This window comes from Bacillus sp. J14TS2 (assembly GCF_018333015.1).
Classification (GTDB): domain Bacteria; phylum Bacillota; class Bacilli; order Bacillales; family Bacillaceae_C; genus Lederbergia.
The window spans coordinates 548,525-569,260 of the sequence record NZ_BORE01000001.1 but is presented as its reverse complement, the minus strand read 5'-3'; the positions used below and the strand labels follow the sequence as shown (position 1 = coordinate 569,260).

Sequence of the window (20,736 nt, the reverse complement as noted above, 5' to 3'; positions counted from 1 at the left end):
AAAGTTAGGGGAGATTATAAATGAATATTGTAAATTTAACATCTGAGCATTATGATGAAGTCGCTCATTTATCCATGTATGCTTTTCAATATGAACTTTCGGCTGAAGAAATGGAGAAGAAAAATGAAAAAATGGCGAATCAGCATATTCTCGGTATTTTTGAGGGAGGGAAATTAGCATCTAAATTGCAAATTCTTCCGCTTGAGGTGTATCAGCAAGGCAAACAGATTCCGATGGGAGGGATTGCAGGTGTAGCTTCCTATCCTGAATATCGCAGAAAAGGGCATATTCGAGGATTGATGACAGCTGCTTTGGAAGTGATGAAGGAAAAAGGGCAGTTATTATCCTATCTCCATCCTTTTTCGATTGATTTTTACCGGAAATTTGGTTGGGAGATTTTCTCGGATGTGCGTAATCTGACCATAGCAACAGCGGATTTATCTATCCCTGAAAGCCAAGGGAGGATCGCTCGTCTCCCAAAAAAAACCTACCATCCTGATCTGCAGAATGTTTATGAAGCGTATAGTGAACGCTATTCTGGGATGCTTGTTCGTGAGCAAACCTGGTGGCTCGATCACTTACAATCTTGGACTCCAGCTATCCACTATTCATCAAATGGAAAACCGGAAGGATATCTTCTTTATTCCGTCAAGGAAAGTAAAATGAAGGTGGCTGAATTTATTGCTCTTAGTCATGAAGCTAGAAAGGGGTTATGGGCGTTTATTGGCCAGCATGATTCGATGATAGAAAAAGTGGAAATCTCGACCTCCCTTTCTGAGCCATTACCTTATATTATGAAAAATCCACGTGTGCAGATGGAGGTATCTCCTTATTTTATGGCGAGGATTGTTGATGTCGAGCAGTATTTACAGCAGTTTACTTGGTCATCTAAAGATCATACATCACTAACATTAAGGGTAAAGGACCCTGTTGCCCCGTGGAATGACGGTGTCTTTGCATTATCTGCATCTGGAGTAAGGAAGATAGATGGAAGTGATAAGGAAAAGGCGATCGAATTGACAATTAATCAATTATCCGCCCTTATGCTGGGGTATAAAACAGTCACAGAGCTGGTTGAAGTGGAGGCTATACAAGGTAGTCAGACTCAACTTGCACAGCTAGAAACCATGATTCCAAACCAAAGTACTTATTTCCCAGACTTTTTCTAATCATATTCAACGGGGCATTCAACAGGTAAATAGAGCGGCGTTTTGCTGCCCTACCTGTAGTCCTGCAATGTACAGTAAGAGTTCATTCTAATTGACACAGCATAGTCACATTATATAGAACGGTTTCATGTTAATATGGATAATAATATTGAACTTTATAAAGGATGTTCAAAAAGTCTGGTAAAAATGACACTTCGAATTTCTTTGTTGGCTTGCCTCACCGTTGCTCATGTATCAGGATAAGGATCTTCTACTAAAACTGCCCACGTCCTGTGGGCAACATAGAAGTCAGCACATCCTGTGCATGTCCGCAGCTCAAGGCTGCGCCGCATCGAACTTTTGACGTACAGGATGTACTAGTGTCGGTGTTGCTGACAGGACGTCAGCGTAGTCGCCGACTTGGTCCTTTTTATCCTCTTTTTTGAACACGCACTATATAGGTGAAAGTAAAAGGGACGGAGAGTGTCATTTAAGGTGGAATCAATTACAGTTGAACATTTGGTACGAAGGTTTTCGTTAGCTGTTTTAGCGGGAGCGAGTCAACTGAATCGGCCAGTTACAAAGCCAAAAACGCATTGTCCAGGCCTAGAGTTTATCGGGTTTTTTGACTTTTTCCCAATGGAACAAGTACAAATATTAAGTGAAAAAGAAGTAACCTATCTACATAGTCTGACCCAAGAGGAAAGAAAGCTGCGAATTGGCAATGTGGTGAAATATCATCCACCTTGTTTTATCGTGACAGATCAATTGGATGGCTTAAAATATTTAAAGCGCTTTTGTGATCAGGAAGGTATTCCGTTATTGCGTACTCCTGAGAGCGCACCAGAGTTTGTCGCCAAAATAGATAGTTTCTTAACCAAAACGCTTGCGGAAGAAATTGCAATCCATGGTGTTTGCCTTAATGTTTCGGGTATGGGGATTTTATTGCGCGGGAAATCTGGAGTTGGGAAAAGCGAAACGGCACACACGCTGATTGGCAGGGGCCATCGCTTGATTGCAGATGATATAGTCGTGTTGAAAAAGCTAAGCCCGCAGACTCTATTAGGTACTCATAATGAAACGAATCGAGAATTTTTGGCGTTGCGCAGTATTGGTTTATTAAATGTTGTGCGCTTATATGGGCGAAGAGCTTTTCAAGACGAAACAAGAATTTCCTTGGATATAGAATTAACAAAATGGGAAGGTAATGCTTTAAACAATGAGCTAGAAGTCGATCAGAAATTTAAGGAATATATGGGCGTTCGTGTACCCCATGTGGAAATCCAACTTCAGCCTGGTCGAGATGTAGCCGGGTTAATTGAAGCGGCTGCGAATAATTGGTACTTAATGCAACAAGGATATAGTGCAGCAGAAGAATTCATTCAAAGAATTGATCCAGAAACACAAGACACAGGAAAACAATAGCTATGTAATGAAGGCTGACCAAAGTGTCTACTACCGTCAACAAGGAGTAAATAGGCTGAGTCATAATTAAAATGGTAAGCCTCAAAGACGAACCGCGAATTACCTTAGCAGAGGAAATATACGTAGACTCCTGTTGACAAGACGAAGTATATTTCCGTAGCGGGGTAATGCCCCCTAGTAGTTCGCTTTTTTTGTGAAAACACTTTTTGGCCCAGCCTTATTGGATCTCCATTACTCTTTTTTACTATTTTGTTCATCTTCCTCTACATCATTGAGCTCTTCAGAGGCCTCTGTTTGGTATTGCATATTTCTCGGAGGGGTGTTTAGACGGTTTTCCTCTTCCTCTATTATTTCAGAGTCCATAAGTTTATGGAAAAAATATTCAATGATGGTTATGCCTACAGCAGCAATAAAAGACATCATGAATAAATTTGCTCCAGTAGTTAAGGCCATGCTCATCACCCAGATGACAAACAAGGAAAGGCCGAAATCTGCCGCTGTCGCGATACTGTTATTGGTTCTGGGTAAAATGAACAAATCCCCAATTAAATAAGAAACAACCCCTAGTGTTAAGGTAATAAGAAATACATTGCCAAATGACATTCCATAAAACATCCCTAAAATCATATATAAGAGGGCCAAGCTTGCTAAAAATTTAATAGTAATCGCTTTTAAATGGTCCATATAGCCTCAACTCCTTCAGCGTTATCTTTACAAGGGAGTCCCTTTTCTATTCACCAAATTTAAAAACGGTGACGCTCATCTAGTCGCATATATAATCTCTCTTTTAAAAAATAGTGGAAAATAGATCAGAATAAGGCTTAAAATAGTCTAGAGGTTTCGTCTTCGACATTTGGAACAAAATAAGGAGTGAAGGGTTGTTGGTTGAAAAGTCAAAAATACTGGATGACTTTGATCATGGGGATAGAACACGTTATTTAACGAACCATCAATTTGTTTCAAGTTACGGCCTATCCTTAAGTAGGGAGAAAGCTAAATTTGGGCAATATAGTTTAAAGCTTGATTACCATTTTGGCGGCTGGCAATCTGGAAATGGGGCAATGTATATTCGCTTTAAAGAAAGCCTTATAACGGAAAGAAAATCTGAAAAACTTAGCGTATGGGTTTATGGAGATGGCTATTCACCATGGTTACGAGCGACGTTGCTGGATGGGAATGGTGAGCGAAAATGGCTGAATTTAACGAATGGGAATATCGATTGGACGGGCTGGAAATACGTTGATGCGGCGATTGATCCTCAATGGGCTTTCCCATTACGGCTTGAACAAATTTATGCTGTAGAGCTGAATAAGGAACTTCAAGGCCAGAAAGAATATACAGGTTATCTATATTTGGATCATATTCGTTTTGTTTATGACGATTCAGAAGATCTAGTAGGTCCCGAATTCTATGATATTCATCCAAGTTCACCAGTAATTTACAAAGATCGTTTTACTTTTTCAACTAAAGTAGTGGATTTGCAAACGGGGGTAGATCCGAATTCGATCCGAATGAACGTGAATGGCGAACGAGTAGATGCTATTTATGATCGGAATAACCAATACATTGAATACTCGTTTCAAGAAGTCGAGAAGGGCGATTACCATATTCATGTAGAAGCAATGGACTATGCAGGAAATCATTCTCTACCATGTGTGGACCGAACTTATAAAATTGATTTAAGTCCTGATTTAGATCCCCCGATTCTTTCACAAGTTACACCCGTGGGTACAGTGGTGGAAAGAACTGAAACACCACGTATCACTTTTCATTTAAGCGATCAAAAGTCAGGAGTGGATCCAGACTCCATTGAAGTGTTGGTCGATGAGGAAAGGCTAGAAGTTTATTTTGATATGGAGACAGGTTGGGGGTACGGCTTGCCTGTAAATAAATTGGTGAATGGTGAGCATATGCTGCAGATAACGGCAAAAGACTGTGCAGGAAATCATGCCGAACCCCTGTTGCGGAAGTTTCACATTCAAACATTACCAAAACCAAAAGGGAAGCAGGAAGTAGTGGTTATCCCTGATACTCATTCTTTTGATTGTGGGATGAAGGCTTTTCATTTGGCTGCAAGTAGAGAACCTGCCTTTATTATTCACATGGGCGATATCGTGGACCAGGCATCAGAAGCTGAATATCAAAACCTGCCACTCATTTTCGCAAACATGGAGAAGAAGATCTCGGTTTTCATGACACCTGGTAATCATGAAGCATTTCAGGGAAATTTAGATTTATATAGGGAAAAGTTTGGTTCACCAACTTATCATATGGAATATGGAAACACTCTATTTGTGTTTTTACATTCTGCCTTTGATCAAAGTATCACGGTATCGGATTCTACTCAATTTCATTATTTACAAAAATTATTGAATAATAATCAGAAGCCGAATGTGATTATTGTGACTCATGTTCCAACAAGAGATGATTTTGGCACAGCCCATCAAATGGATTCACAAGACGCTAGGAAACTAGAGGGAATGTTAAGCCAATATAAGGAAAAAAGGCCATCAATTTCTATTCTAGTTTTATTCGGACATCTTCATGTGCTTCGGCAATGGACACTTAATGGTGTGGAGTATATGATTACTGGAAACGGGGCTTCGAAGGGATATGTTGGACCTGAACAAGGCAATATTTTAGGACAAGGGCTTTTAACACTTCATAAGGGTACAATGAATTATCGGTTTATTCCCTATGAAGATTAATCGAACGTTAGAGAAGGGAAGTCTTTATTTTCGTGATATATAACTATATATACGAATAATATTTTATATTTTAATTTGTTCATTCGTGTTTTTGGTGTATAATGAAAAAGTCATCAAGGAGGTCATCTAGATGTTTAATACACAGTATGAGGAAATTAAACAAATAGCTGAGAAAATTTTCGATAATCCTGAATTGGGTTATAAAGAATTCAAAACAAAAGAAACAATCGTAAGCTTTTTAAAAAAGATTAATTCTGAGCTAACTTTAGAAGAGTTTAGCACAACAGGATTCCGTACTAGTCTAGGGGAAGGCAAGGAGCTAAAAATTGCTTTTATAGCAGAATTAGATGCCGTCTACGCGCCGACTCACCGAAACGCGGATCCTAATACAGGTGCTGCTCATAATTGTGGTCATTATACGCAAGTAGCAATAGCATTAGCCCTTTATAAGTATTTATATCAGTCAAAGGTTTATGAGGACTTTGATTATCAGCTTGTGTTTGTTTTTGTGCCGGCAGAGGAATATTTGGATCTTCGTTATCGGGACGAGCTTTTGAAAAATGGAACTATCTCTTATTACGGCGGGAAACCGGAAGCGATGCGACTTGGTGTGTTTGATGATATTGATTGTGCGGTTTGTGTTCATGCTATCGGGGGAGAGTTTGATAAAAGAACGATCGATATTAATACGGCTTTAGCAGGTTTCCTCTATAAATATTATGAATTTAAAGGAAAGGCAACCCATGCAGGCTTTGACCCATTCTCTTCGAAAAATGCTTATAGCATGTCAACCCTGTTTAATGTAGCGGTTGGCTTAGCGAGACAGCAGATGAATGAACGAGAAATGGTGCGGATTAATCCGATCGTGATGGAATCGGATATGTCGACAAATGTGATTCCTAATCAAATCGTCGTCGGGACTGATTTACGGGCGCAATCTGTTGATTATATCAAAGAAGCGGCTATAAAATTAGACGATGCAGCAAAGGGAAGTGCGATCGCCCTTCAGGGGGAAGTTGATATCCAAACACAAATGGGTTATCTCCCTTTCAAACAGCATCGTTATCTTTCAGAGTTCGTAAGAGAAACGTTTGAACAAAATGAGAAAATTGATGTTCTCCTTGACAATAATGCAATTAGTGCAGGGGGAGATATTGGTGATTTATCCTTTATGATTCCTTGTATTCAAATCGGTCATAGCGGTTTTACGGGTACGATCCATGGGGATGACTTTATCGATATTGATCAAGAGTTTCTATTTGAAATTTTCCCTGAATTTTTATCCCAAGTTTTTAAGTATATGAATGGGAAAATAGACAAAAATCAGTTATATAGGCGTTCATTTGCCGAATATGAAGCACTAATTCAGACAATTGTAGACTAACAGGGGAGTGGCATCATGAAAAGGAATTTTCTGTTTTTACTGATTTTTGTAATGGTCGTAATTGCGATTGCGGAAGGTATTGGCTTTCAATCTATCCCAATTGGTAAGTTTACTATCGGCTTTTTGCCACTTGTTTTTGCTATTATTATTACCATGATTTTGGGAATTCAAATTTTCAGAAAAGGCATTCTAAAGAAAATATATAGTAAAGAAAATGTGAACTTTGCGAGTAAGTATTTAATTTTTATTATGTTGCCTTTGATGGCAAGGTATGGCGCAGATGTTGCACCAAAATTAAAAGAAATTTTGAGTATCGGCTGGGTATTCCTAATTCAGGAAGTCGGAAATCTGGGTACTGTTGTTTTAGGTCTCCCGATTGCCCTTTTAATTGGTTTGAGAAGAGAGGCGATTGGTGCAACACTTGGAATCGGACGAGAAGGGGAACTTGCTTATATCTCTGAAAAATATACATTGGAATCACCTGAAGGAAGAGGGGTACTTTCTCTTTATATTATTGGTACATTGTTCGGTGCGATCTTCTTTAGTATCTTTGCACCCTTTCTATTAGATGTGGGCTTCCGGGTCGAAGCGCTCGCTATGGCGTCAGGGGTTGGTTCAGGAAGTATGATGACGGCCGCTTCCTCAACATTAGTAGCGCGCATGCCGGAACTAGGGGAGACCATTCGAGCCTATGCCTCTGCTAGTCAACTATTAACAAGTTTCTTAGGAACCTTCACAATGGTGTTTCTAGCTGCCCCACTGCAAAAGTTCATGTATGGACTCTTTATCAGGGGGGATAAATAATGGAGAAATTATCAAATAAATATATAAAGCTTAGTCTTGTCCTTCTGCTTAGTGTTGCATTGATTCTTTTTACTCAAGAAATTAAGCTCCTAAAAGATCCAGAATCGACACCAATCACGATGATGACCATTACCGGATTGGTGGTGCTTTGGGCCTTTTCGATGATTGGTATTCTGATCTCAGACATTATGCAAAAGGTACCTGTAAAAATCATTCGTGACTTCCCAATTCTTGGTTGGGTATCAATCGTTTCCTTAGTTCTATGTTTGGTTTCAGACTTCTTTGTACAAGCAATCGCCGCTGTCGACTTTCTATCCATCACCACACCGATCTTAACCTTTGCAGGGATTTCGGTTGCCGATCGCCTAGTCGACCTGCGAAAAACCTCCTGGAAAGTTGCGATTGTCGCCGTATTTGTTTTCACAGGAACTTATTTAGGCAGCGCCCTACTTGCTCAGTTCGGCTTATTTATATCAGGAAAATAAACCCGGGGCCTGACCCCCGTCGCGTTAATACTTTATCACAGCGGGGGTCAGGCCCTATATAGTTCTGGCCGTCTATCTTCATAGACGGGAATTCGTTCTCTGATTTCATCTACAATTGAAAAATCGACATCAATTACCGCAAGCTCTTCATCTTCTGCTCCTGTCCAAAGTACATTACCCCATGGTTCAATAATCATTGAATGGCCGTTAAATTCATTATTAGGGTCATTTCCTCGCCGGTTGACGGCAATCACAAAACATTGATTTTCAATCGCCCGTGCTTGTAATAACACTTTCCAATGATCGACGCGTTGTTTTGGCCATTGAGCGGGGACGAATAAGACACTGGCGCCAGCAAGAGCATGGGCTCGCAGCCATTCGGGGAAACGAATGTCATAGCAAATCACGCCGCCCGCTTCGATTTCATCTAAGGAAAATCGATTCAAGCTATCTCCAGCATGCAAATATAAATGTTCATCCATTAATTGGAAAAGGTGAGCTTTATCATATTCGCTGACTAATTCACCCCGATTGGAGTAGACATACATCGTATTATAAAAATGCTCATTTTTTTTCGTAGCGACCGATCCGCCAACAATGTGAACGTTTAATTCCTTAGAAAGTTTGGATAGGAGGCTCTTTGTTTGTATTCCATCTTGGTCCGCTAATTCCTCAAGATGAGGCAAATCAAAGCCTGTATTCCAGAATTCAGGCAGGACGACAAGTTCAGCTCCTTGTGCAACGGCTGCTCGAACTAACTTTTCCACTTCAGTAAAATTCCTTTTCGGATCAGAAAAGGCGACATCCAGTTGAATGCATCCAATTTTCATCATACATCACACCCCTAGACAAGTTGACTTAAAGACTATAAGATTTGGCTTAGAATTGCAACTATTTGAGAATATTCAAAAAGTCTGGTAAAAATGACTTATCAACGTTTCTTGTTGTTGAAGGCAGACTTCCCATCGAAATCCAAATGACTCCGATGTTTCAATGGTAAAAAGTGAGTGACGGCGTTAGCAGATCCGCAGCGCTGCTTTTTTGAACACTATTATAAGTATAAGAGGAGGAAACAATGAAACTTTCACGCAAAATGCAAAATCTCCCTAAACAGTTCTTCGCTGCACTTGTGCAAAAGGTAGAAAAAGCCAAGGCAGAGGGAAGGGATATTATTAATTTGGGACAAGGGAACCCGGATCAGCCGACACCTCCCCATATTGTCAAAGCTTTACAAAGATCTGTAGAAGATCCAGTGACTCATAGATATTCGCCTTTTAGAGGGTTAAAGGAATTAAAAGAGGTGGCTGCAGATTTTTATAAGCGAGAACACAATGTGGACATTGATCCTGAGTCAGAAGTGGCCATCCTCTTTGGAGCAAAGAGTGGTTTAGTCGAATTGCCACTAGCTATTTTGGATCCGGGAGATCTGATGTTATTACCTGATCCTGGTTATCCAGATTATCTATCTGGAGTGAAGTTGGCAGATGTTCAATTTGAAACAATACCATTATTAACGGAAAATCAGTTTCTGCCTGATTATGCTGTACTTCCAGATCATCTCAAAGAGCAAGCAAAGCTTCTGTATATCAATTATCCGAATAACCCAACAGGAGCGGTAGCCGACTTAGCCTTTTTTGAAAAAACTGTAGCGTTTGCCAAGGAACACAATATCGCTGTCTCTCACGATTTTGCTTATGGGGCAATTGGCTTTGACGATCAAAAACCAATTAGTTTCTTGCAGGCTGAAGGGGCAAAGGATGTAGGCATTGAAATGTATACCTTATCGAAGACGTACAATATGGCAGGGTGGCGTATCGGCTTTGCGGTTGGAAATGCGGAAATGATTGAGGCGATCAATTTGATTCAAGATCATCTCTTTGTTAGTTTGTTCCCAGCTGTTCAGCATGCGGCAGTGGCCGCTCTATCGGGATCACAAGACTGTGTATCAGAGTTAGTTGCTCTGTATGAAGGCCGCCGTAACGCTCTAATAGAAGAATGCCAGCGTATTGGATGGGACGTAACGGCACCACAAGGTTCCTTTTTTGCCTGGCTCCCTATAGCTGATGGTTATACGAGTGAAGGATTTGCCGACTTATTATTGGAACAAGCCGACGTAGCGGTTGCTCCCGGTAATGGCTTTGGTGCATTCGGTGAAGGATATGTACGTGTTGGTTTACTAGTCGAGGAAGAACGGCTAAGAGAGGCTATTCGCCGAATTGAGGAATTGAATATATTTTAATGGAAAACTCTTTGCCAAGGCAAAGGGTTTTTTACGACTGCCTAGAAATAAGGTAAAAGCAGTGTGATGACTAATAGAAACTTCCTAACGGCTAATAGAGTCTTCGTAACGGCAAATAGCCTGCACATAACGGCTAATAGAGTCTTCGTAACGGCAAATAGCCTGCACATAACGGCTAATAGAGTCTTCGTAACGGCAAATAGCCTGCACATAACGGCTAATAGAGTCTTCGTAACGGCAAATAGCCTGCACATAACGGCTAATAGAGTCTTATAACGGCAAATAGCCTGCACATAACGGCTAATAGAGTCTCGTAACGGCAAATAGCCTGCACATAATGGCTAATAGAGTCTTCGTAACGGCAAATAGCCTGCACATAATGGCTAATAAAGTGCTTCTAACGGCTAATAGGTATTTTTCCAATTCCAAAGGAAGACGAGCAACATCTGCTGACAGTTCCTGAAAAATGAACCATTCAGAGCGCCCACTCCACTCTATAGAGCGGCCAAAAGGGGGATGGACTTGTATTAACGGAAAGGGAAGACGTCGATATTGAAAAAGCCATAATAATATTATGGAATAATAACTAATGAAATGGTTCTTTCTCTATCATTTTTATGTTGTCCTTCATTGTAATATTTCGTTAACAGCTGGTTAAGATCTGATTGAAAGTTCTCAAATTCAGCTTCTCCTAAATTTAATTTGGAGATGGAGAAAGTGGAATGGTCGTTTTTATTTTCAAGCGTTTTGTGATAATTTTGATAGGTGTTTAGTACATACATATAATAATAAGTTATGAAATTGACCTTTTCATCATAAGTAGCTTGATTCCATTCTTCCTCACTTATTTTATAACCCGTTGTTTTTAAGGCATAGAAATTCTCTTCTCCTGAACGTGTTTTCTTTTTTCTCACAATTGTTAATAACCCGTCTTCAAACATACCATTTACTTGTCTATATAACGTTGCCTGGGAAATATCTTCTAATAATTGATTTAATTGCATAATCGATAAACCTTCTTTTTTATCGATTAATTCTAATGCTATTTTAAAACGTGTCTGATTTTTAAATAAACCAAACTCCATATCTTTCACCTCTTTCTTATAATAATAATTGATTTTCAGTAAAATGTACACTATAATTATCATTATCAACAATGATAATTATAGGGAGGTTACCTTTATGAACACAGATATTAGTGTTTTATATGATTTGGATTGGAGTGCTATTTTACCATTAATCATTCCGATTTTGATTTTACACATGTTACTTTTAGCTGTTGCACTAGTTGATTTATATCGTCGAAGAAACATAGTTAATCAGCCAATCATTTGGCTGATCGTCATATTGCTGCTCAATACCGTTGGCCCGATTATTTATCTAATTATTGGAAGGAGAATGTTAAAGAATGATCGCCATTCATAATGTGAATAAATCTTTTAGAGGTAAAAAAATATTAAAGGATATTACTTTTGATATCGAAGAGGGTGAGTGTATTGGATTATTAGGGCCGAATGGCGCGGGTAAAACCACATTGATTAAATGTATTACTGGCATCATCAGGTATACGGACGGTGACATCACCTTTTATGGAAAAGACATTTTAAATTATAAGAACGATATTGGGTACTTGTCACAGAACACAGATTTTAAACAATGGATGACTTGTGAAGAATCTTTGCAATTTTTCGGGAGCTTATCTGGTCTAAGTAAAGCATATCTTGATCAAAGTATCAGTAATGTTCTCACAGAAGTAGGCTTAAAAGGCAAAAATAAATATAAGGTGGAGGAATTATCTGGGGGAATGAAGCAGAGATTAGGGATTGCTCAAGCCATTCTTCACCGTCCAAAGCTTTTAATCTTAGATGAGCCAGTTTCTGCGCTTGACCCAGTTGGTAGAAATGAAATCAAGAACTTAATTAAAAAGCTTAAAGCATACACGACGATTCTAATATCGACTCATATTTTAGATGATGCAAGTGAATTTTGTGATCGCTACATCATCATCAAAAATGGAGAAATCATTGGCAATATAACGAATCATGATGAAACAGTAAATAAGAAACAAGTATATTTCCAAATTAATATAGACGAATCAATAGACTCATCCATGCAACTAAATGAACCATATGTATTGCAAGAAATAAAAGCTGGAGAATTTTTAGTCACGAGTAATGAACCGATCGTTTTCTCTCATCTCATGAAAGAGCTTGATCAACATAATATCCAGATACATTCTCTGGCATATGAAAAAAAGGATGTAGAAAAAATATTTTTAGAGTTGGTGTCAGAAGTATGAGAAATATATCCATTATGTTAAAAGTTGAACTGTTAGAAGCTGTTAGAAATATTAAATTTATCTGGTTAACAATATTTTTTACCATTCTTGGCGTGACACAGCCTTTAATTGATAAATATATGGAGGTTATCCTCAAACAATTTGGAGGTGTCGAGGGAATTATGATCGACCCTAATGCCCCAAAACCTCAGGCCAATGAAGTCTTACTTGCTACTTTTTCAGGACAATTTAATCAAATCGGATTAATCGTGCTGATCATTAGTTTTATGGGTATGATGGCCAATGAAAAAAACAGTGGTGTTCAAGGCTTTATCTTCACAAGACCTGTATCAAGTTTAGAATATATTAGCGCCAAACTTTGTGGGAACTGGTTTATTAGTATGGTATGTATCTCAATTGGTGCATTTGTTTCATATTTTTACACGATTTACCTTTTCGGCTATTATTCTATCGCTAATTTCTTATTATTCCTTGTATTTTATAGCTTATGGATTTTTTTCATCGTAAGCATAGCAGCGTTATTTAGTACGCTCATTAAAAATCCGTTGTTTATTGGTGTGGCAACGATTTTATTATCGATTGTTTTGCTATTGTTAGGGGGCATCAATGAAACATTTTCATTATTCTTGCCAAGCGGTGTACTTACATTAGCGGAAAGTCTGCTTCTCCAAATGGAAAGTCCAAATTTCCTGCTAATTATTGCACCAATCGTTTACATTACTATCAATGTTTATGCAGCTAAACTTTTCATCAACCAGGTATAGGGGGAGTGGGAATGTTATCGATTAAAAACGTCAGCAAAACATATAAAGCTTCTAGTAAAGGGGTGAGAAACTTATCATTAGAATTACATCCAGGAGACATATGTGCATTTATTGGAGCAAATGGTGCTGGAAAAACGACAACGATTAAAGCGATTGTTGGCATACACATGTTTGACAAAGGTGAAATATCATTGTTTGATACAAAGCTAAAAGATAATCCAGAACAGTATAAGGCTATGATAGGCTACTCTCCTGACACACCTGCTTTATATAATAATATGACAGGAAAAGCCTATATTGAATTGATTGCTGCTCTCTATAAAATGGATGAAATTGAGCTAGATAGAAACTTAGCGTACTTACTAAAAGAATTAAAATTCGAAGATGCTGTCCACGAATTGATTTCAAGTTACTCACATGGAATGAAACAAAGGCTGGTTCTTATTTCATTACTTATGCATCATCCGAAACTAATTATCTTAGATGAACCATTTGTCGGACTAGATCCAAATGCAACCGACTTTTTGATAAATGAAATGAAAAGTAGAGCAAAGGAAGGTGTGATTATTTTATATTCTACACATGTCTTGGAAGTAGCTGAAAAGGTTTGTAATAAATTAGTCATCTTGAACAAAGGAGAGGTCATTGTCAATGATACAATGCAAAACATTATCAAACAGGCATCATTGAATGAGATATTTAGGGATGTGACATCAGGTGACTAATCTTAAGTTATTATTTTTATTTCGCTTAAAAAATCAAATGAAGCTTGCTAACTTAAATAGCTCTAACAAAGAAGTGCAAAAACATGCTATTTACACCATTTCGGGTTATATCACAGCATTCTTAATGTTTTTAGGCTACGTACTATTTATTTCCATAGATTTAAATGAAAGTAATAACATACAAGCTTTTTTTGTATTACTATCATCGATGTTGTTTTGGACTTTAGGAATATGGAATAATCTTAGCGGATTTGATGACATTATAGATGGAAAAGACAGTGATTTCATTTTTAGTCTGCCCCTAAAAAGTTGGCAAGCTAGGCTGCTCTCGTTATTTAGCAAGTATGTGATTCACACCATTCTAACCTTTATTGTGTTGGCTTTTGGATATATTTTAACTATTTCCTTTATAAGCCATTATTTCTTAGTCCTGCTTTTGATTGTATTGTTGAGTATCATCATTCCGCTATTAGCAACAAATTTGCCTTTTTTAATCTCATTGTTCGTACGAAACCTTCTAACACTTATTAAGTTTCGTAACAATGTAACAGAATCCGTCATTACTTTAGGACTTTTTGTGACACCGTTCATTTATTTTATATTCAACTCAGAATCAATCGATTACAAAGACTGGTTTATAAATGCGTCTATTTTACAGTATTCACTTGATGAAATAACAGAATTTCATTTCCTGCTGAATCTTATTTTGTTAAGTGTTTTCGCAGTTGTTAGCAGCTTGATCGTAATATTTGTATTAGATTATTTTCATCATTTTCTTAAAAACCAAAAAGGTAAACAGCTAAAGAGAAAGAATAAGAATTCAACCTGGACTGTAAATACACCTATCATTGCGTTTTTGGTGAAGGAATTTAAATTATACTTTTCTTCCCTCACATATGTAAGTAATACGATGTTAACTCCTATTGGCATGGTCGCATTGAATATATGTGTTCTAATTGGTATCATCCCGAATATTCAATCCTATTCTTATGATTTAGTAGGGTATACCATCACAGCACAGCATATATTTACCATGATCATTTTCATATTTCTAATTCTGACAACCACAACCTCTTGTAGTCTTTCATTTGAAGGAAGAAGTATTTGGATAATGTTAGTAGCTCCTATTCGTATCACCACAATCGCATTAGCAAAAATTTTATTAAATATACTTTTATTTTTACCTGGTATAGCGTTAACTGTGATCGTGTTTTATGCAGTATTTAATGTAAGCATGCCGTATTTACTAACGATGATTGTATTCATGTTCACCACATTGCTCCTAATTAGTACTGCTGGCCTTTTAGTCAATTTACGCTTTCCATCCTATACGTGGAGTAATGATATGGAAGTAGTCAAACAAAGTAAAGCAACCATCATTACGGCCATTATAAGTATGCTGACGATCCCGGTGATCATTTCCGCTGTATTTTTAGATCATCCATTTTTAATAGTATTGATCATTATCATAGAGATTGTTGCAATTATGCTAATGTTACTAAAAGTATCAACTAGTAATATGATGTTAAACTAAACCGGCAAGCCCTAGGAATGACATAATAAATAGGCACAACGAATCGGTCGAATTCGTTGTGCCTTGCTTTGATTCTCGTATTTCGATAAATTTCAGGGCGATCCCGGGCGTGTCAGGCACCTTGTCTCCTCAAAATAGCGACTTTATAGGATTGATACAAAACTAGGGCGATGATGGATAAAATGAATCCAGAGATATATGGTAATCCAGTCGCTGTTTTAAAGAGCCAACCGCCTAAGGGGGGGCCTACGATTCGACCGATGGAATCGAAGGAGGATAATAAGCCTGTTGTATTGCCATGACCTGTAGTTGAGGTTTTGGTTAACAGGGCTGATACACTTGGGCGAATGACGCCATTCCCAATTCCAAAGATGGTTAAATAAATAGCGGCGGTTGCAAAGCTATCAATTAGTAAGATCAGTCCGAAGCCAATTGCAGAGATGATGATGCCAAGTTGGATTACGGCTCCTTCCCCATATTTCTTTGTTAATCTCCCTACTAGCCCGCCTTGAACAAGCGCGCCAGCAAATCCCATAATCATAAACAGATAACCAAGTTGAACAGTTCCTAGTCCTGCTCTTTTTGCGGCAAAATAGGCAAACGTCGCTTCAAGGCCAGCCATGGATAAAGACACGAACAATTGCAGAATAAAAAGAATTGAAATCGGACCTTGTAAGGCTTTGAACATTGATTCTTTCTTTCCAGTTCCTGTTCCCCTTTTATCAGCTGGAAGTGATTCCCGCAAGATAAACAAAACAAGGAGGAAGGTAATCAAGGAGGAAATTCCTGAGAGTAAAAAAGGTGTACTCAGGTTAGATTCCGAAAAAATTCCGCCAATCGCAGGGCCAAGAATAAAGCCAAGACCAACAGAGGCCCCCACAACGCCCATTCCTTTTCCACGATCCTCAGGAGATGTTATATCAGCGACATAGGCTGTGACAGTAGGCATATTAGCTGATGAAAGTAATCCGCCGATAATTCTTGCGGCAAACAGCATCCCCAGGCTAGAGGCAGAAGCCATTAAAAAGAAAGAAATGGCAAGTCCAAAAATACCAATCAGCATCACAGGTTTACGACCAATCCGATCAGAGACTCTTCCCCAGATCGGCGAAAATAACAATTGCATTAGAGAATAGACAGCCATTAATAACCCTAATTGTGTAGGGGTAGCCCCCAATTCTTCTGCATAGAAAGGAAGGACAGGGATGATAATTCCAAATCCAACCATGACGAAAAACATAACAGCAAACAGAATAGGCAAAGCTTTCTTCGTTTCCATAATCATGCTCACTCCAAATCTTCATAAATGACTAGCTAGACGAAACTCTATCCAAAATGTTGATAATGTATGTAAAAGAGGGGAAAATCGAATTATTTCTCAATTCCTTTAAAAGTTTACCACTTTGCTTCAGATTATCCTATAAAAAGAAGTAGGGAAGATGTGAAGATTAAATGAACAGTTATTTTAACGAACATTCTCACTCGAAAACATGTATAATATTCGTTAAAATCTATTGACGCTTTTGGGGCTTTTATGCTATTAATAGAGATGTACTAATTTTAATTAAATTATCATCATTTATTGAATGTATATGTTTGGGAATAGGGCCCAAGCGTTTCTACCAGGTAACCGTAAATTACCAGACTACATGTATAAAGATAGAGATAGATCATGGACCATTAGCCAATTGGGATTGATCTAGATACGGGGGAAGTGCCCCATTTCTATCTATAAATGTAGGCGGGCCTGGGTCGATGAGAACCTAGGCTTTTTGCATTCAATGGAGCATGAGTATTGTACTCTGCTTTATGAAAGTCATTAGTGCTTTACTCAAAGGAATAATAGGGGGAATATAAAGAATGCAACGCTATTTTAATTTTAAGGAATTAAATACCAATTATCGGCAAGAGTCTGTTGCTGGTTTAACAACATTCTTGGCAATGGCCTACATTTTATTTGTTAATCCATCTGTGCTAAGTGATGCGGGAATGGACCAAGGGGCAGTTTATGTTGCAACTGCTTTAGCGTCAGCGATTGCCTGCTTAATTATGGGACTATGGGCAAAATATCCTGTGGCCCTTGCGCCGGGTATGGGGATTAATGCCTTCTTTGCTTACACGGTTGTGCTTGGAATGGGGATTCCATGGCAAACGGCTTTAGCTGGAACATTTATTTCCGGTTTGATCTTTTTTATTCTTACCTTAACAAAAATACGTGAAACGATTATTAATGCGATTCCTGAACAGCTTAAGTTAGCTGTTGCTGCAGGAATTGGTTTATTCATTACGTTTATTGGTTTTCAAAATGCTGGCATTGTTGTTGACGCTGATCCTGGGACAACAGTTGTTGCTTTAGGCGATATTACAGCACCAGGTACCTTGTTAACCATTTTTGGGATCGTCATTACAGCATTCTTCATGATCCGCAGATTTAAAGGGGCAATTTTTTATGGTATGATCGTCACAGCTATTGTGGGGGTTATATTTAAACAAATTCCATTACCAGATGGCATCGTTTCTTCGATCCCGCCTTTGACACCAACCTTTGGTGTTATGTTCGGCCATTTAGGTGATTTGTTTACGCCTCATATGCTTGTTGTGATCTTCACTTTATTATTTGTGGATTTCTTTGATACAGCAGGTACATTGATGGCAGTTGCAAGGCAAGCAGGGTTGCTGCAGGATGGGAAACTACCGCGGGCAGGAAAAGCTTTGTCAGCTGACTCCATTGCTACGATGCTTGGGGCAGTGCTCGGTACTTCAACAACAACCTCATTTGTAGAATCGACTTCAGGAGTGGCTGCTGGTGGTCGTACCGGCTTCACATCGATTGTAACTGCAGGATTCTTTATTTTAGCGTTGTTCTTTTCGCCATTACTTAGCGTTGTAACCTCAGAAGTTACGGCACCAGCTCTAATCATTGTAGGTATCCTGATGGCCGCCTCCTTAGCTGAAATTAAGTGGAAAGATTTTGAATTTGCGATTCCAGCGTTTATGACCGTTGTGACGATGCCACTAACTTATAGTATCTCTACTGGAATTGCCCTAGGATTTATTTTTTATCCATTAACAATGGTATTCAAAGGGAAGTATAAAGAGGTTCATCCGATTATGTATGTGTTATTCGTCGTATTCGTTATTTATCTAGGATGGGCAGCTTAATAAAGTAATCGGTACAGACCGTTAGCGGGAATGCGCGTATTATTTGCATTCTCCGCTTTTTATTTTATAAAAATTAAAAAGAAGGTAGCTCTCGGATTTGAACAAAAAGAGAAAGGGGATTTCATCATGAGAAAGAAAATATATGAAGTGAGTCAGCAACTATCAAAAGTAGCCAGAGGCGAAGAGAAAGCAGAACTTGTCATTACTAATGGTGTATTAGTCAATGTGTTTACAGGAGAGCTTTTGGAAAATATGGATGTTTCGGTTATTGAAGGAAGAGTGGCATACATTGGTAAGGCTGATCACACCATTGGTGAAAACACAAAGGTCATCGATGCTAATGGAAAATACTTAGTTCCTGGTTTTATTGATGGCCATATGCATGTGGAAAGTACGATGCTTTCTGTGACGGAATTTGCGAAGGCAGGACTAGCCAAAGGTACAACTTCTATCTTTATGGATCCGCATGAAATCGCCAATGTTTTTGGTACAGAGGGTGTGCGCTTGATGCACGAAGAGGGACAGCAGCTTCCTTTGAAGGTATTTACAACCTTCCCTTCATGCGTGCCCGCTACAACTGATTTCGAAGATGCAGGTGCTTCCTTAAGTGTAGAGGATGTTCACGAAGGAATGCAGTGGGAAAATGTTGCAGGCCTTGGAGAAGTCATGAATTTTCCTGGGGTTGTTTATGGGGATCCACTAATGAGTGGTGAGATTGCCGAAACGATTAAAGCGAATAAAACAGTAACAGGGCATTTTCCTGCAGAAGATCCGAGGATGTTGCAGGCCTACATTGGTTCGGGTGTGGATTCATGTCACGAAACAGTAACAAAAGAGCAAGGATTAGAAAAGTTACGTCTTGGCATGCATTTGATGATTCGAGAGGGATCGGCTTGGCAAGATGTGAAAGAAGTAATCAAGGTTGTTACAGAGGACCACGTGCAAACACATAATATTAGTTTAGTGACAGATGATGTTTATCCTCAAACGCTTGTTGAAAAAGGCCATCTTAACCATGTGGTTCGTCGAGCAATCGAAGAAGGGGTAGACCCTGTTACAGCGATTCAAATGGGAACAATTAACGTAGCTCGTTATTATAATATGGAGCGCGACTTAGGCTCGATTGCACCTGGAAAGGTGGCAGATATTTTAATAATCGAGGATATTCGAGAATTGGAGCCATTTACGGTGATTGCGGATGGAGAAGTGATCTATCAAGATCAGCAAATGGTAAAAGACTTTCCAACCTTTGTCTATCCAGAGCATATTCGGAATTCCATTCATTTGAAAAGCGACCTAACAGCTGGCGATTTTCAATTAACTAGCAAAGGGAATACAGTCCAAACAAAAGTAAATGTAATTAATGTCATTGAAAATAGTGCTCGTACTGAGAAGATGACCACTACATTAGAGGTTAAAAATGGGATAATCCAGCCTGATCTTGAGCAGGATGTTTTGCAATTAGCATGTATTGAACGTCATCATCAAACAGGGCAAATATCACTTGGCTTCGCGCATGGATTTAAGCTGAAAAAGGGAGCTGTTGCTTCAACGGTTGCTCATGATAGTCATAATTTACTGGTTATGGGGACAAATCCTGAGGACATGGCCTTTGCTGCAAATGAGCTAGCCAAAATCGGTGGTGGAATGATCGTAGTGGAAAACGGCAAGGTATTGGCACAAGTACGTATGCCGATAGCTGGCTTAATGTCTGATCAACCATTAGAGACGGTTGTAAAAGAAGTGAAACAGCTAGAAGCAGCTTGGGAGACATTAGGTTGCCCAATTCATGCTCCATTTATGACCTTTTCTCTCATTGCTTTACCCGTCATACCTGATGTCCGAATTTCTAATCGAGGGCTAGTGGATGTTGCTGAATTTAAAATGATCGATGTAGAAATATTGCATTAAAGTAGAGACGCTTATGAGGATACGTTAAAAGGGCGTGCAAAAGGTTAGTACGTTAACCTCTTGCACGCCCTTTGTTTTGGTCGAGGAAATTATAAAATTCCTGGATCATGGATAAATAACTTACGTTGCGGTTTGGCGGCCAGCCACT

18 protein-coding genes and 1 riboswitch are annotated in these 20,736 nt (G+C 38.8%); of the genes, 14 read left to right on the top strand and 4 right to left on the bottom strand.

From position 1 onward, the window contains the following. Window positions 1-20: 20 nt before the first annotated feature. Together KI375_RS02360 and hprK are read left to right on the top strand one after the other, a co-directional pair. Window positions 21-1,169: a GNAT family N-acetyltransferase gene (locus KI375_RS02360; RefSeq protein ID WP_212971920.1), complete on the top strand. Its 1,149-nt coding sequence runs from the start codon at window positions 21-23 to the stop codon at window positions 1,167-1,169. A 474-nt stretch (window positions 1,170-1,643) separates the two neighbouring features. Beyond that, window positions 1,644-2,573: an HPr(Ser) kinase/phosphatase gene (gene hprK / locus KI375_RS02355; protein WP_212972017.1), complete on the top strand. Its 930-nt coding sequence runs from the start codon at window positions 1,644-1,646 to the stop codon at window positions 2,571-2,573. Window positions 2,574-2,804: 231 nt separating this feature from the next. On the opposite strand, the gene KI375_RS02350 is transcribed toward hprK, so the two are convergent. Next, complete coding sequence (locus tag KI375_RS02350; protein ID WP_212971919.1) at window positions 2,805-3,257, bottom strand: YndM family protein; 453 nt, start codon at window positions 3,255-3,257, stop codon at window positions 2,805-2,807. A gap of 197 nt (window positions 3,258-3,454) precedes the next feature. Here KI375_RS02350 and KI375_RS02345 point away from each other — a divergent pair, with 197 nt between their 5' ends. The 4 genes from KI375_RS02345 to KI375_RS02330 all read left to right on the top strand — a co-directional run bounded on the left by KI375_RS02345 (window position 3,455) and on the right by KI375_RS02330 (window position 7,954). Further along, a complete protein-coding gene (locus tag KI375_RS02345) occupies window positions 3,455-5,281 on the top strand; it encodes a metallophosphoesterase family protein (protein WP_212971918.1) in 1,827 nt (608 codons plus the stop codon). Window positions 5,282-5,411: 130 nt separating this feature from the next. Next, a complete protein-coding gene (locus tag KI375_RS02340) occupies window positions 5,412-6,665 on the top strand; it encodes a M20/M25/M40 family metallo-hydrolase (RefSeq protein ID WP_212971917.1) in 1,254 nt (417 codons plus the stop codon). 15 nt (window positions 6,666-6,680) lie between these two features. Then, complete coding sequence (locus tag KI375_RS02335) at window positions 6,681-7,469, top strand: DUF3100 domain-containing protein (protein ID WP_212971916.1); 789 nt, start codon at window positions 6,681-6,683, stop codon at window positions 7,467-7,469. After that, window positions 7,469-7,954, top strand: coding sequence for a hypothetical protein (locus KI375_RS02330; protein ID WP_212971915.1), 486 nt, complete (start codon window positions 7,469-7,471; stop codon window positions 7,952-7,954). The genes KI375_RS02335 and KI375_RS02330 overlap by 1 nt, the downstream gene beginning before the upstream one ends. 47 nt (window positions 7,955-8,001) lie before the next feature. Here KI375_RS02330 and KI375_RS02325 read toward each other — a convergent pair whose 3' ends face one another. Further along, the gene (locus KI375_RS02325; protein ID WP_212972016.1) at window positions 8,002-8,784 is read right to left on the bottom strand and encodes a carbon-nitrogen family hydrolase; all 783 of its coding nucleotides are present in this window, start codon (window positions 8,782-8,784) and stop codon (window positions 8,002-8,004) included. 245 nt (window positions 8,785-9,029) lie between these two features. On the opposite strand from KI375_RS02325, the gene KI375_RS02320 reads away from it, so the two are divergent. Further along, window positions 9,030-10,193 carry a pyridoxal phosphate-dependent aminotransferase gene (locus KI375_RS02320; protein WP_212971914.1) on the top strand — a complete coding sequence of 388 codons (1,164 nt, stop codon included), beginning with the start codon at window positions 9,030-9,032 and terminating at the stop codon, window positions 10,191-10,193. Window positions 10,194-10,765: 572 nt separating this feature from the next. Here KI375_RS02320 and KI375_RS02315 read toward each other — a convergent pair. Then, window positions 10,766-11,278, bottom strand: coding sequence for a helix-turn-helix domain-containing protein (locus tag KI375_RS02315; protein WP_212971913.1), 513 nt, complete (start codon window positions 11,276-11,278; stop codon window positions 10,766-10,768). A gap of 97 nt (window positions 11,279-11,375) precedes the next feature. Here KI375_RS02315 and KI375_RS02310 point away from each other — a divergent pair, with 97 nt between their 5' ends. From KI375_RS02310 to KI375_RS02290, 5 genes are read left to right on the top strand one after another with little or no spacing between them, the layout of a single operon-like run. Beyond that, window positions 11,376-11,618: a PLDc N-terminal domain-containing protein gene (locus KI375_RS02310; RefSeq protein WP_212971912.1), complete on the top strand. Its 243-nt coding sequence runs from the start codon at window positions 11,376-11,378 to the stop codon at window positions 11,616-11,618. Beyond that, window positions 11,602-12,492 (top strand): ABC transporter ATP-binding protein, encoded by an 891-nt coding sequence (locus tag KI375_RS02305; RefSeq protein WP_212971911.1) that lies wholly within the window; start codon window positions 11,602-11,604, stop codon window positions 12,490-12,492. Before KI375_RS02310 ends, KI375_RS02305 begins: the two co-directional genes overlap by 17 nt. Beyond that, window positions 12,489-13,256 carry an ABC transporter permease gene (locus tag KI375_RS02300; protein WP_212971910.1) on the top strand — a complete coding sequence of 256 codons (768 nt, stop codon included), beginning with the start codon at window positions 12,489-12,491 and terminating at the stop codon, window positions 13,254-13,256. The genes KI375_RS02305 and KI375_RS02300 overlap by 4 nt, the downstream gene beginning before the upstream one ends. Before the next feature lie 11 nt (window positions 13,257-13,267). Next, window positions 13,268-13,981: an ABC transporter ATP-binding protein gene (locus KI375_RS02295; protein ID WP_212971909.1), complete on the top strand. Its 714-nt coding sequence runs from the start codon at window positions 13,268-13,270 to the stop codon at window positions 13,979-13,981. Beyond that, window positions 13,974-15,515: a hypothetical protein gene (locus KI375_RS02290; protein ID WP_212971908.1), complete on the top strand. Its 1,542-nt coding sequence runs from the start codon at window positions 13,974-13,976 to the stop codon at window positions 15,513-15,515. Before KI375_RS02295 ends, KI375_RS02290 begins: the two co-directional genes overlap by 8 nt. A 112-nt stretch (window positions 15,516-15,627) precedes the next feature. On the opposite strand, the gene KI375_RS02285 is transcribed toward KI375_RS02290, so the two are convergent. Continuing rightward, window positions 15,628-16,794 carry an MFS transporter gene (locus KI375_RS02285; protein WP_212971907.1) on the bottom strand — a complete coding sequence of 389 codons (1,167 nt, stop codon included), beginning with the start codon at window positions 16,792-16,794 and terminating at the stop codon, window positions 15,628-15,630. Between the two features lie 287 nt (window positions 16,795-17,081). Beyond that, window positions 17,082-17,183: riboswitch (purine riboswitch) on the top strand. Between the two features lie 192 nt (window positions 17,184-17,375). Between KI375_RS02285 and KI375_RS02280 the strand changes: the two genes are divergently transcribed. Together KI375_RS02280 and ade are read left to right on the top strand one after the other, a co-directional pair. Further along, on the top strand, window positions 17,376-18,677 hold the full coding sequence (locus KI375_RS02280) for an NCS2 family permease (protein ID WP_212971906.1): 1,302 nt from the start codon (window positions 17,376-17,378) through the stop codon (window positions 18,675-18,677). A 126-nt stretch (window positions 18,678-18,803) separates the two neighbouring features. Then, window positions 18,804-20,588 carry an adenine deaminase gene (gene ade / locus KI375_RS02275; RefSeq protein WP_212971905.1) on the top strand — a complete coding sequence of 595 codons (1,785 nt, stop codon included), beginning with the start codon at window positions 18,804-18,806 and terminating at the stop codon, window positions 20,586-20,588. The last annotated feature ends 148 nt before the right edge of the window (window positions 20,589-20,736 follow it).